This window comes from Nocardiopsis protaetiae, from assembly GCF_045446735.1.
GTDB classification, from domain to species: Bacteria; Actinomycetota; Actinomycetes; order Streptosporangiales; family Streptosporangiaceae; genus Nocardiopsis; species Nocardiopsis protaetiae.
Map to the genome: position 1 here is coordinate 1 of NZ_JBJJBV010000204.1, position 12,191 is coordinate 12,191.

At 74.3% G+C, this 12,191-nt stretch carries 9 protein-coding genes; 4 read left to right on the forward strand and 5 right to left on the reverse strand.

Annotated features, from left to right (window positions below):
- On the reverse strand, positions 1-1,467 hold a 1,467-nt coding region (locus ACJOT3_RS25455; protein WP_406975632.1), incomplete at its 3' end, for an AfsR/SARP family transcriptional regulator.
- 101 nt (positions 1,468-1,568) lie between these two features.
- On the opposite strand from ACJOT3_RS25455, the gene ACJOT3_RS25460 reads away from it, so the two are divergent.
- Together ACJOT3_RS25460 and ACJOT3_RS25465 are read left to right on the forward strand one after the other, a co-directional pair.
- Positions 1,569-2,321, forward strand: coding sequence for an SDR family oxidoreductase (locus tag ACJOT3_RS25460; RefSeq protein WP_406975633.1), 753 nt, complete (start codon positions 1,569-1,571; stop codon positions 2,319-2,321).
- 169 nt (positions 2,322-2,490) lie between these two features.
- A complete protein-coding gene (locus ACJOT3_RS25465; RefSeq protein ID WP_406975634.1) occupies positions 2,491-4,314 on the forward strand; it encodes a serine/threonine protein kinase in 1,824 nt (607 codons plus the stop codon).
- A 15-nt stretch (positions 4,315-4,329) separates the two neighbouring features.
- On the opposite strand, the gene ACJOT3_RS25470 is transcribed toward ACJOT3_RS25465, so the two are convergent.
- Positions 4,330-4,791 (reverse strand): GNAT family N-acetyltransferase, encoded by a 462-nt coding sequence (locus tag ACJOT3_RS25470; protein WP_406975635.1) that lies wholly within the window; start codon positions 4,789-4,791, stop codon positions 4,330-4,332.
- Positions 4,792-4,958: 167 nt separating this feature from the next.
- Here ACJOT3_RS25470 and ACJOT3_RS25475 point away from each other — a divergent pair, with 167 nt between their 5' ends.
- Positions 4,959-5,438 (forward strand): hypothetical protein, encoded by a 480-nt coding sequence (locus ACJOT3_RS25475; protein ID WP_406975636.1) that lies wholly within the window; start codon positions 4,959-4,961, stop codon positions 5,436-5,438.
- A 25-nt stretch (positions 5,439-5,463) separates the two neighbouring features.
- Here ACJOT3_RS25475 and ACJOT3_RS25480 read toward each other — a convergent pair whose 3' ends face one another.
- The 3 genes from ACJOT3_RS25480 to ACJOT3_RS25490 are packed head-to-tail and all read right to left on the reverse strand — an operon-like array spanning position 5,464 to position 10,452.
- Positions 5,464-6,237, reverse strand: coding sequence for a GntR family transcriptional regulator (locus tag ACJOT3_RS25480; RefSeq protein WP_406975637.1), 774 nt, complete (start codon positions 6,235-6,237; stop codon positions 5,464-5,466).
- Positions 6,238-6,293: 56 nt separating this feature from the next.
- A complete protein-coding gene (locus ACJOT3_RS25485; RefSeq protein WP_406975638.1) occupies positions 6,294-9,233 on the reverse strand; it encodes an FAD-binding and (Fe-S)-binding domain-containing protein in 2,940 nt (979 codons plus the stop codon).
- 52 nt (positions 9,234-9,285) lie between these two features.
- Positions 9,286-10,452 (reverse strand): pyridoxal-phosphate-dependent aminotransferase family protein, encoded by a 1,167-nt coding sequence (locus ACJOT3_RS25490; protein WP_406975639.1) that lies wholly within the window; start codon positions 10,450-10,452, stop codon positions 9,286-9,288.
- Positions 10,453-10,784: 332 nt separating this feature from the next.
- On the opposite strand from ACJOT3_RS25490, the gene ACJOT3_RS25495 reads away from it, so the two are divergent.
- On the forward strand, positions 10,785-12,176 hold the full coding sequence (locus tag ACJOT3_RS25495; protein WP_406975640.1) for an SLC13 family permease: 1,392 nt from the start codon (positions 10,785-10,787) through the stop codon (positions 12,174-12,176).
- Positions 12,177-12,191 lie beyond the last annotated feature (15 nt).

Consider the following 12,191-nt stretch of genomic DNA (forward strand, 5'->3'; position numbering starts at 1 on the left):
GGGTGCGTCGCGGCGGCCGCCGCCCAGCAGGGCGAACCGGTCGTCCAGGCGGGCGGCCAGGTCGGCGGCCCGAAGGTGGCGCAGGCGGGTGGCGGCCAGTTCCAGGGCCAGCGGGATGCCGTCCAGGCGGCGGCAGATCGCGGCGACGGCCGCGACGGTCTCCGGGTCGGTGCCGGGGCGGGCGCCCGCGGCCTCGGCGCGGGCCAGGAACAGCCGGGCCGCCGGGGAGGCGGCCAGCGCGGCCGGGGTGTCGTCGGCCGGCGGGTCCAGCGGCGCCAGCGGGTACAGGTACTCGCCCGCCACCGCCAGCGGCACCTGGGAGGTGGCCAGGATCCTCAGGTCGGGGACGGCGGCGAGCAGCCGGGCGGCCAGCTCGGCGACCTCCTCCACCAGGTGCTCGCAGTTGTCCACCACCAGCAGGGCGCGGCGGCCGCGCAGCAGGGCGGCGGTCCGGTCGGTGAGGTCCCCCTCCCCGTCGCGCACGCCCAGGGCGGTGGCCAGGGCCGTGCACGGGTCCCGGTCCAGGGCGGCCAGGTCCAGCGGCAGCGCGGAATCGGCGGCGGTGCCGCGGGCCGCCGCCAGGGCCAGGCTGGTCTTGCCCACCCCGCCGGGCCCGGTGACGGTCACCAGGCGGTGCCCCTCCAGCAGGCCGCGCACGGCCGCGACCTCGGTGTCGCGCCCCACCAGGTCGGCGGCGGGGGCGGGCAGGTTCCCGGCGGGCTCCCGCTTCAGGGCCGGGTCCTGGAGCAGGACCGCGCGGTGCAGGGCGGTCAGCTCCGGCCCGGGGTCCACCCCCAGGTCGTCGGCCAGCCGGGCGCGCAGCTCCTCGTAACGGGCGAGCGCCTCGCCCTGGCGCCCGGCGGCGTACAGGGCGCGCAGGTGGGCGGCGTGCAGCCGCTCCCGGTAGGGGTTCTCGCCGGCCGGGCCCGCCAGGGTGTCGGCCAGCCCGGCGTGGTCGCCCAGGTCCAGGCGGGCCTCGGCGAGGTCCTCCAGCGCGGTCAGCCGCCGCTCCTGGAGCCGGGCGGCGTCCTCGCGGACCCCGTCCAGGTCGGTGAACCCGGCGGCGGCCGGCCCCCGCCACAGGTCCAGGGCCCGGGTGAGCAGGTCGGCGCGCTCGCGCGGGGCGGCCCCGCGGGCCCGGTCGAGCAGCTCCTCGAACCGGTCCAGGTCCAGGCCGGCGCCGTGCAGCAGGTAGCCGGGCGGCCGGTGGCGGACCAGGGCGCGCCCGCCGGGCTCGGCGCGTTCCAGGGCTCCGCGCAGCTGGGAGACGCGGGCCTGGAGCACCGCGGCGGGCCGGGCGGGCGGCCGGTCGCCCCACAGGTCGGCGATCAGCCGGTCGGCGGGCACCACCCGGCCGCGGGCCAGCGCCAGCAGCACCAGCAGGGCGCGGACCCGGGTGTCGGGGACGGCGACGGGGCTCCCGTCCCCGGTCCGGACCTCCAGCGGACCCAGCACCCCCACGTCCATTGGCTCACCGTAGCGTTCCCGTAGGACACCCGTGGCGGCCGCGGGCACCGTGGTCCCACCGAGGGCGGCGACCGGCCGCCCCGCGAGGGAACGGGGACGACATGGGCGTCTACGAGGGCCGCCGGGCCGTGGTCGTCGGCGGCACGCACGGCATGGGCCTGGGCGTGGTCGAGGAGCTGCTGGCCGGCGGGGCGCGGGTGGTGCTCACCGGCAACAACGACGAGAACCTGGAGGCGGTGCGCGGCAGGCTCGGCCCCGACGTCCTGGCCGTGCGGGCCAACGCCGCCGACCTCGCCGACACCGGCGCCCTGGCCGACAGCGTGCGCGAACACCTGGGCGGCATCGACTTCCTGCACGTCAACGTGGGTGTGTCCGGGTTCGCCCCGGTGGCCGAGGCCAGCGAGGAGTCCTACGACTGGATGTTCTCGGTCAACGCCAAGGGCGCGTTCTTCACCGTGCAGCGGCTGCTGCCGCTGCTGGCCGACGGCGGGTCGATCGTGTTCACGACCTCGGTCACCAACCTGACGGGTTCGGCGGGCATGGGCGTGTACAGCGGCACCAAGGCCGCCCTGGGGGCGTTCTCCCGGGTGCTCGCCTCGGAGCTGCTGCCGCGCGGGATCCGGGTGAACACGGTGGCGCCGGGGTTCATCCACACCCCCTCGGGCGGGTTCACCCACGCCACCGAGGCCGAGAAGGCCGAGATGGAGCGGATCGGCGACGAGGCCACCCCGATGAAGCGGCACGGCACGATCGCCGAGGTGGCGCGGGCGGTGCTGTTCCTCGGTTTCGAGGCGACCTTCACGACCGGGGTGGAGCTGGCGGTGGACGGCGGTCTGGGCCAGAGCCTGCAATGACCGGGGCGGCGGTGAGCCGGGGCCGATGGCCGAGCCCGCGGTGAGTCGGGCCCGCGGTGAACCGGGGCGGCGGTGGCCGGATGCGGCCACCGCCGCCCCGGCGTTCCCCTTGTGGCGCCCGGGCCCCGGTGCCACGCTGACCTGGGGTCGGAGCGCTGGGAGGTCACGGATGGTCGTTGGTGCGGTGCTGCCCGGCGGGTTCTCCCCGCTGCGGGCGGACGACCCGTTGGTGGTGGGCCCCTTCCCCCTGGTCGGGCGGATCGGCGCGGGCGGCATGGGCGTGGTGTACGGCGCGCTGGGGCCGCGGGGGGAGCGCATCGCCGTCAAGGTGATCCTGCCCGCGCACGCCGGGGACCCCGACTTCCGGGAGCGGTTCGCCCACGAGGCGGCCCTGCTGGCGCGGGTGGACGCCGACTGCGCGCCCGCGTTCCACGGCGCCGACCCGGGGGCGTCCACCCCGTGGATGGCCACCGATTTCGTGCCAGGCCGCACCCTCAAGGAGCACGTGGCCGAACGGGGGGTGCTCTCGGGTGAGGCGCTGGCGGCGTTCGCGGCCGGTACCGCCGAGGCGCTGGCGGCGGTGCACGCCGCCGGGGTGCTGCACCGCGACGTCAAGCCCGCCAACGTGATCCTGTCCCCGGCCGGTCCGCGGATGCTGGACTTCGGGATCGCCCGGGACCGGTGGGACACCTCCCCCGAGAAGCAGGTGCTGGGCACCGCCGGGTGGGTGGCGCCCGAACGCCTGTCGGGGGCGGCGGCCACCGACCGCTCCGACGTGTACGCCTGGGGCGGGCTGGTGGTGTACGCGGCGACCGGGCGCGGCCCGTTCGGGTCGGGCACCCGGCCCGAGCTGCTGCGGCGCGCCCGCGAGGAGGAACCGGACCTGGCCGGGGTGCCCGAACCGCTGCTGGGGGTGGTGGGGGCGGCGCTGTCGCGGGACCCGGCGCTGCGGCCCACGGCCGCCCAGGCCATGGCGGCGGTGCTGGCCCTGGTCCCGGGCACGGAGACGGAGCCGCGCCGTCGGCTGCGCGCCCTCATCGGGCGGGCCTGGCGGGGCTTCACGGACGCGGGGCGGGGTGTGGGCGACTGGGTTCCGGCCGAGTCCGCGGCCCCGGGGTCCGAGGCGCGGGAGCCGTCCGCCGACCACGGGTCCACAGGCCACGACACCGCGGGCTACGAGACCGCGGGGCACGGGTCCACGGGCCACGGCGCGGCGACCGCCAAGGCGTCCGGCGGCGGGCTGCGCACCCTGACGGCGGTGGCGGCCGGCGCCGCCCTGATCGCCGTGGTGGGCACCGCGGGGTGGATCGCCGGGCGGGTGGCCGCCGACGAGCCGGTGCTGCCGACGTCGGCCGAGCCCTCCGCGTCCCCCTCCCCCGCCGCCGACGAGCAGGCGTCCGGCACCCAGGAGGTGGTGTTCGGGGCGCTCACCCTGGAGGTGCCCGCCGACTGGACGGTGCACCGCTACGACGGCCACCTCTACGAGAGCGCGTACGCCGACCCGGTCCGCAGCGACCTGGTGATCCTGGGCACCGACCCGGCGATCGAGTGCCGGGACATCGCCGACGGGAGCAGCATGATGTACCCGGACTGCCCCCACGTGCAGCTGCACGGGGAGGGCGGGCTGGCGACCGGCCGGTTCGCCGACGCCTTCGAGCCCGGTTTCAAGTACAACCCCGCCAACCAGCCCTACCCGTGCCCCAAGCACCTGCCCAGCACCCCGGCGGAGCCCACGGCCGTGCCCCAGGACCCCCGGTCCGTGGCGGAGGAGACCGTGGACGGCGCCCCCGTCCTGCACGTCAGCGCCGAGGGCGGCTGCCACGACCACGACTACGAGGACGACCCGTTCGGGACCGGGGAGTTCATGGCGGCCCCGTACGCCCTGTACGTGCAGGACTCCTGGTACTTCGGGGAGCAGCGCATTCTGGTGGTGGACGACTACGCGACCGAGGGGCTGACGGAGATCATCGGGGCCGCCCGGGTGTCGGGGTGAGGCCCGATCGGGGGCTCAGTCGAGGAAGAGCTCGCCGACGAGCTCGTCCCCGTCCACCTTCCCGGTCTTGCGGAAGCCCAGTTTGAGGTAGAACTCCTCGGGCGAGCCCTCCCCGGGGACCCAGGAGACGGTCACCCGCCTCTGGCCGCGGCGGCGGACCTCGTCCAGGACGGCCTGCACGGCGAAGCGGCCGTAGCCCTTGCCCTGCTCGCCCGCGGCGACGTTGAGCCGCCAGATGCCGCAGCGGTGGTCGGGTTCCTTCTCGTCGGGGTCGAAGTTGGCCATGATGAACGCGACGGGCCGGTCCCCGTCCAGGATCAGCCGGGGCCAGGCGGTCTCCCGGGAGGCGTAGGCCTCGGCGAGGGAGAAGACGACGGGGGCGACGAAGGCGTTCTGGTCCTCCCGGACCTCGACCTTGACCGCCGTACGGACGTTGTCGGGGGTGATCTCCACCGCGCGGAGTGAGGTGCTGCTCATGGACGACCACTGTAGAACCCGCCCCCGACACCGCGACACGGGTTTTCCACCGGTACGGAACGGTACGGCACCCCTGTCGAACGCCTGCCACCGCCGGAACGGTTCGCCCGCGGCCACCACCGGTCACCGGACGCGCCCCGGAGCCGCCGCACGCTAAGAAAGGGGGCGTGAAGAAACGAAGCCGCCCGCCGCTGCCCGCCCTGGCCGGGGCCCTCGCCCTGGGCCTGGTCTGCTCCCTGTTCACCGCCGCGTTCCTGCGCCTGGGCGGGGACGACCCGGAGGCGGTCGCCCTGGCCTATGTCGAGGCGGTGGCACAGGGCGACGCCGCCGCGGTCCGGGTGCTGGCCGCCCCGGACACCGGCCGCGCCGACGCCCTGCACGCGCTGGAGGTCGACGGCGGCGCCCCGATGGAGGTGACCGGGGTGCGGTCGGAGCAGCTCGGCGCGCTGTGCGACGTGCGGGTGGACGGCGTCCGCGCCGGCGTCGAGGAGACCTGGCGGATCCAGGTCTTCGCCCAGGCCCAGCGGTGGCCGGTCCGCGTCTTCCTGGGCCGCGACCAGCGCTGGTACCTGGAGCCCCCGCGGGAGCCCTCCGCCGCCCCGCGCGGGACCGGGGACGGCACCGCCCCGGCCCACTGCGGCGACTGACCTCCGCCGGGCCGGGGCACCCCGTTCAGAGGGCGGCGTCCCCGCCCCGGGCCTGCGCCGCCTTCAGCCAGCGCAGCGCCTGTTCGCTACCGATCTCCAGGTCGCCGGGCAGGTCGTCGAGGAAGGTCTGGTCGCCGTGCCGGGCCAGCTCCGCGAGCACGGCCCGCGGGTCGCCCTCCTCGATGACCCCCAGCAGGCGGTGGTGGCGCAGCACGTTGCTGGCCGCGGTCTCGTTGCGGTGGGCCCGCGCGTGCCGGTTGAGCACCATGCACAGCTGCATCTGCAACTGGATCGACCGGTAGGCCTCCTCCAGGCGCCGGTGGCCCGACAGGCCGACGACGGCGGTGTGGAACTCGAACTTGGACTCCGACAGCTCGGCCTCGTCCAGGGCGTCGGCCGCGGCCTCCATGCGGCGCAGCGCCCTGCGGCAGCGCTCCAGCCGTTCGGGGTCGGTGACGGGCACACCCAGTTCGACGGCCATGTGCTCCAGCCGGTGGCGCAGGGTCATGATCTCGTAGACGTCGTGCAGGGTCAGGGGGGTGACCACCGCGCCCCGGTGCGGGGACTGGCGGATCAGCCCCTCGTGCTCCAGGCGGCGCAGGGCCTCGCGCAGGGGCGGCCTGCTGATCCCCAGCTGCTGCGTGAGCCGGTTCTCCACGACCCGGTCCCCGGGCAGCAGCTCCCCGGCGAGGATCATCCTCCGGATGGAGCGGGCGGCCAGGTCCACCATGCTCGGCGGCTTGACGATGCGCTGGTCGCCGGATCCGGCGCCGGTGCCGGTCGCGGTGGACCGGTCCATGGTCCCTCCCTCGTCTCGATCGCGCGGGGCCCCGGTCGGGGCCCCGCCGTCCGGTATCACCGCCGCCCGGGTCCCCCGGGCGCCAGTGCGGCCGCGACCAGTTCCACGGGGTGCCAGGCCCGCCGCTCGGTCCCGTGCCCGATCTGCTGGCGGCACGAGACGCCGGTGGCGGCGACCACGGTGTCCTCGTCCTCCGCCTCGATCGCGGGGAAGAGCCGGTCGGAGCCGACCTTCATCGACATCTCGTAGTGCTCGGCCTCGAAGCCGAACGATCCGGCCATCCCGCAGCACCCGGCGTCGAGTTCGACGACCTCGGCGCCGGGGATGCGGCGCAGCAGCTCCATGGTGGCGCCGGTGCCCACCTCCGCCTTCTGGTGGCAGTGTCCGTGGAAGAGGATACGCCGCCCCGCGGGCCAGGAGTCGGCGGACAGGGCGATCCGGCCCGCGTCCAGGGCCTCGGTGAGCAGTTCCTCCACCTGGCGCACCCGCCCGGCGACGTCGGCGACCCGGGGGTCGCCCGGCAGCATCGAGGCGGCCTCGTCCTTGAGGGTGAGCACGCACGAGGGTTCGCAGCCCACGATGGGGGTGCCCGCCGCGGTCCCCTCGCTGAGGAGCCCGACGAGCCCGCCGACCTTGGCCTTGGCGTCGTCGACCAGGCCCTTGGAGAGGCTGGAGCGGCCGCAGCAGCCCCGGCTCTCCAGGCGGACCCGCCATCCGGCGTGTTCCAGGAGCTCGATGGCGGCCCGCCCGATCCCCGGTTCGGTGAAGGTGGAGAAGGAGTCCGCCAGGAACGTCAGCTCGCCCATCGGCGCCTGTCCCGCCGGGGCGTTCCTGCGCCGGAACCAGCGCACCAGGTTCCGGCGTTCGAAGGCGGGCAGGGGACGCCGGGCGGTGATGCCGGTGGCCCTCTCCATGAGCCGGCGCAGCACCGGCCACCGGCCGGGCAGGCCGCTCAGCGGGGCGGTGGCCGACCCCAGGCGGTACAGGGTGCGGACCGAGCCGAAGATGCGCGTGCGCAGCGGGACGCCGTGCACGTCGTGGTAGTGGGACTGGGTCTCGCTCTTGAGCTTGGCCATGTCCACGCCGAGCGGGCACTCGCTCTTGCACGCCTTGCACATCAGGCACAGGTCCAGGACCTCGTGCAGGCGCTCGTCGCCCAGCGCGGCCGCCGGGTCGGGTTCGGACAGCGCCTTGACCAGGGCGTTGGCCCGGCCGCGGGTGGCGTGCTCCTCGTCGCGGGTGGCGATGTAGGAGGGGCACATGGCCCCGGTGGAGGTCTTGCGGCACAGGCCGATGTTCATGCACCGGTCGGCGGCCCCGCGCATGCCGCCCACGACCTCGAAGGACAGCCGGGTCCGCAGGGGCGCGGGCGGCGGCAGGGCCGCGTCGCGCAGGTGGTCGGTCATCGGGGGCGCGTTGACGATCTTGCCGGGGTTGAGCAGGTTCTGCGGGTCGAAGACCCGCTTGACGTCCTGCATCGCCGCGTACAGGTCGGGGCCGAAGATCTTGCGGTTGAACTCGCTGCGGGCCAGGCCGTCGCCGTGCTCGCTGGAGTTCACGCCGCCGTACTCGGCGACCAGGTCCCTGACCTCCTCGGCGACGGCGCGCATGCGCTCGGCCTCGCCGGGGACGGCCAGGTCCACGAAGGGGCGGATGTGCAGGCAGCCCACGGAGCAGTGCCCGTAGAACCCGGCCTCCAGCTGGTGCCGGTCCAGGATCTCCTTGAACCGGGTGGTGTACTCGACCAGGTGCGCGGGGTCGACGGCGGTGTCCTCCACGAAGGCCAGCGGGCGGCGGGTGCCGCTGCCCGCCGCCATGAGCAGGCCCAGGCTGGACTTGCGCACCTTGAGCAGGGCGGACTGCTGGGCCGGGGTCACCGCCTCCAGGGTGTGGTAGCCGTGGCCGTTCGCCTTCCAGGCCTTGGTGAGCCGGTGCAGCCGGTCGACGAGTTCGGCCTCGTCGTCGCCGGTGAAGGAGACGAACAGCAGGGCGTCGGGGTCGCCCTGGAGGATGCTCCCCAGCGAGGCGTACTCGATGCGCTGCCGGGACAGGTCCAGGATGGTGCGGTCCATCAGCTCCACCGCGGCCGGGTCCAGGGCGAGGGCGTCCCCGGTGGCGGCGATCGCGGAGGGGACGCTCGTGAAGTGGCCGACGGCGATGACGGTCCGCGCGGGTCTGGGGACGAGGTCGACCAGCGCCTCGGTGGCCAGTGCCAGCGTGCCCTCGGAGCCGACGACGAACTTGGCGAGGTCGAACCCGGGGTCCTGGGCGAGCCGGTCCAGCCGGTACCCGCAGGCGCGCCGCCAGAAGTCGGGGAACCCGGTGGCGATGGCGTCGGCGTTCTCCGCCAGGATGCGGGCCAGCCCGCGGTGGATGTCCCCCTCCAGGCCGGGGCGGGCGGCCGGGTCGGCGCGCTCGCCCGCCGAGAGCGGCCGCAGGGTGGTGCGGGAGGCGTCGGCCAGGACCACGTCCAGGGTGCGCACGTGGTCGATGGTCATGCCGTAGCGCAGGGAGCCGCTGCCCGCGGAGTTGTTGCCGATCATCCCGCCGATGGTGGCGCGGTTGCTGGTGGAGGTGTCGGGGCCGAACATCAGGCGGTGCGGGGCGGCCGCCGCGTTCAGCTCGTCCTGGACGACACCGGGCTGGACACGGGCCCGGCGCGCCTCGGGGTCGAGTTCGCGGATGGCGCGCATGTGGCGGGACATGTCGACCACCAGCCCGGCGCCCACGGTCTGGCCGGCCAGGCTGGTGCCCGCGCCGCGCGGGGTGAGGGTGACGCCCAGGCGTGCGGCCACCGAGGTGACGGCGGCCACCTCGTCGGCGTCGCGCGGGAAGACGACCCCGAGCGGGGTGATGGTGTACATGCTGGCGTCGCGGGAGAACAGGTGGCGCGAGTAGTCGTCGAACCGCGCGTCGGTCACCCCCTCCTTCCGGAGCAGGTCCGCGGTCTCCTGCGCGAGCCCGCCGGTGGCGGTCGTGTCGGTCGTGCTGGTCATCGGGCCTCCGTTCGTCTTTCCTGCCCGGCTCCGGTGTGCGTCCGGGGCCGGGTCAGTGCTCGTCCAGCAGTTCCAGTGCCGCCGCCAGCCCGTCGCCCGTGGGCTTGAACCCGGCGTGGCCCAGGCCCATCTGCACCCCGGCCAGCGCCCCGGCGATGGTGAGGTCGTTGGTGTGGCCCAGGTGGCCGATGCGGAAGACCCGCCCGGCCAGGCGGCTCAGCCCGGCGCCCAGGGACATGTCGTAGCGGTCGAGGATGACCTTGCGGACGTGGTCGGCGTCGTGGTGCTCGGGCATGAGCACACCGGTGAGCACGCCCGAGTACTCGCGTTCGTCGGCGCACAGCACCTCCAGTCCCCAGGCCCGGACGGCGGCGCGGACGGCCCGGCCGTAGCGGTCGTGCCGGGCGAAGACGGCGGGGAGCCCTTCCGCGTTCAGCAGGCGCAGCGCCTCGCGCAGGCCGTAGAGCAGGTTGGTGGCCGGGGTGTAGGGGGTGAAACCGCGCTCGTTGGCCTCCAGCATCGGCTGCCAGTCCCAGTAGGACCTGGTCAGGCCGGCGGTGCGGGAGGCCTCCAGAGCCTTGGGGCCCACGGCGTTGAAGGCGAGCCCGGGCGGCAGCATGAGGCCCTTCTGCGAGCAGGAGATGGTGACGTCGACGCCCCACTCGTCGTGGCGGTAGTCGACCGAGCCGAGCGAGGAGATGGTGTCGACCAGCAGCAGGGCGGGGTGGCCGGCGGCGTCGATGGCCTCGCGGACCTCCCTGATGCGGCTGACCACACCGGTGGAGGTCTCGTTGTGCACGACGCACACGGCCCTGACCTCGTGGCCGGTGTCGGCGGCGAGGATCTCGGCGAGCCGGTCGGGGTCGGCCCCGCGCCGCCAGTCGCCGGGCAGCACCTGGGCGTTCAGGCCGAGCCTGGTCGCCATCTCGGTCCACAGGGTGGAGAAGTGGCCGGTCTCGGAGACGAGCACGCGGTCGCCCGGGGAGAGCGTGTTGACCAGGGCCGCCTCCCACGCCCCGGTGCCCGAGGAGGGGTAGACGATGACGGGTCCGGTGGTGCCGAAGACCGGGCGCAGGTCGCGCAGGAGTTCGCCGAACAGTGCGCTGAACTCGGGCCCCCGATGGTCGATGGTCGGCGCGGACATGGCGCGCAGGACCTCGTCGGGGACGTTGCTGGGGCCGGGGATCTGGAGGAAGTGGCGGCCGGTGGTGTCAGTCATGGTGATCCTCCCAAGGAACATCCACATAGCGGAAACTTGATTCCGCTAAACGGATCCTAAAAGTTCGACGACGGCCACCACAACCCCCTTGTCGACCCCCGGATCCCCACTTTACTGTGACTCACATCTCAACTACCAGTTGACGAGACGAAAACCAGAAGACATACTTCTGCTAAGCAAAATTAATATTCCACATACCGGAATATCACAGCGATGCCGCAGCCGCCCCGCCCACCGGGTCTCCCTCGACCCCACGGCCGGCGCATCCGAGCCCGTTCGAGGCCACTCACATCCGACTCTCCGCCGTCGAGCCTTCACAGGGGGCCGTTCACGTGCCTGCAGAAGTCATCTCCATCGCCGTCCTCGTCCTCGTCTTCCTCATCGCCACCGTCACCTCCGTCCACATGGGCGCCCTCGCCCTGTTCGCCGCCTTCGTCGTCGCCCTCACCGTCGCCGGGGAGGGCACCGACGACGTGTTCGGCGGCTTCCCCGGAGACCTGTTCGTCGTCCTGGTGGGCGTCACCTACCTGTTCGCCCTGGCCAGGAACAACGGCACCGTGGACTGGCTGGTCCAGGTGGCCGTCCGCGCCGTCGGCGGACGCGTCGCCCTCATCCCCTGGGTGATGTTCGGCGTCACCGCCGCCCTGACCGCCGCGGGCGCGGTGGTCCCCGCGGCCATCGCGATCGTCGCGCCGATCGGCCTGGGCTTCGCCGTGCGCTACCGGATCGACCCGCTGCTCATGGGCCTGCTGATCATCAACGGCGGCAGCGCGGGCGGCTTCTCGCCGATCAGCATCTTCGGCACCATCACCAACGGCGTCGTCGAGCGCAACGGCCTGGAGGGCTCGCCGCCGCTGCTCTTCGCGTCGTCGTTCATCTTCAACCTGCTGCTCAGCGTGGTCGTCTTCTTCATGTTCGGCGGCCGTGAGCTGCTGGGCCGCCGCAGGGTCGACGGCTCCGCCCCCGGGTCCGCCGCGGGCGGCGCGGCCGGTCCGGGCACGCCGCCCGCCTCCGCCGGCGGAGCACCGACCGGAACGCCGGGCGGCTCGGGCACCCGCACCACCACCGTGGCCAAGCACAGCGTCGGCGGGGGAGCCGCCGTCGTCGTGGAGCCGGAGTCGATCGTCCTGGACCGGGACCGGGGCCTGACCCTGCTCGCCATCCTCGCCCTGGGCGTCGGCGTGCTCGTCTTCGACCTCAACGTGGGCCTCACGGCGATCAGCGTGGCCGTCGTGCTGAGCGTGTTCTCCCCCAAGAGCACCAAGGGCGCCGTCGACCGGGTGGCCTGGTCCACCGTGCTGCTGATCTGCGGGATCGTCACCTACGTGAGCCTGATGGAACGCATGGGGACGATCGACTTCCTCGGCGGCAGCGTGGCCGCCATCGGCGTCCCGCTGCTGGCCGCCCTGCTGATCTGCGTGATCGGCGGAGCCGTCTCCGCCTTCGGCTCCACCACCGGCATCCTCGGCGCCCTGATCCCGCTGGCCGTGCCCTTCCTGCTGGCCGGCGAGGTGGGCGCGGTCGGGATGATCATCGCCCTGGCGATCTCCTCCTCAGTGGTCGACTCCTCGCCGTTCTCCACCAGCGGGGCGCTCGTGGTGGCCAACAGCGCTCCCGACCAGCGCGATCGCGTGTTCCGGCGGCTCATGCAGTGGGGCATGGGCATGATCGTGGTGGCACCCCTGGTGACCTGGGGGTTCTTCGTGGTCCCCGGGTGGCTGTAGAACCGCGCCGCCGCG

Bases quoted from the DNA above. Each gene is read 5' to 3' on its own strand.
- ACJOT3_RS25480 (WP_406975637.1), bottom strand. From the start codon at position 6,237: ATGGACCGGTCCACCGCGACCGGCACCGGCGCCGGATCCGGCGACCAG.
- ACJOT3_RS25490 (WP_406975639.1), bottom strand. From the start codon at position 10,452: ATGACTGACACCACCGGCCGCCACTTCCTCCAGATCCCCGGCCCCAGC.
- ACJOT3_RS25485 (WP_406975638.1), bottom strand. From the start codon at position 9,233: ATGACCAGCACGACCGACACGACCGCCACCGGCGGGCTCGCGCAGGAG.
- ACJOT3_RS25465 (WP_406975634.1), top strand. From the start codon at position 2,491: ATGGTCGTTGGTGCGGTGCTGCCCGGCGGGTTCTCCCCGCTGCGGGCG.
- ACJOT3_RS25460 (WP_406975633.1), top strand. From the start codon at position 1,569: ATGGGCGTCTACGAGGGCCGCCGGGCCGTGGTCGTCGGCGGCACGCAC.
- ACJOT3_RS25470 (WP_406975635.1), bottom strand. From the start codon at position 4,791: ATGAGCAGCACCTCACTCCGCGCGGTGGAGATCACCCCCGACAACGTC.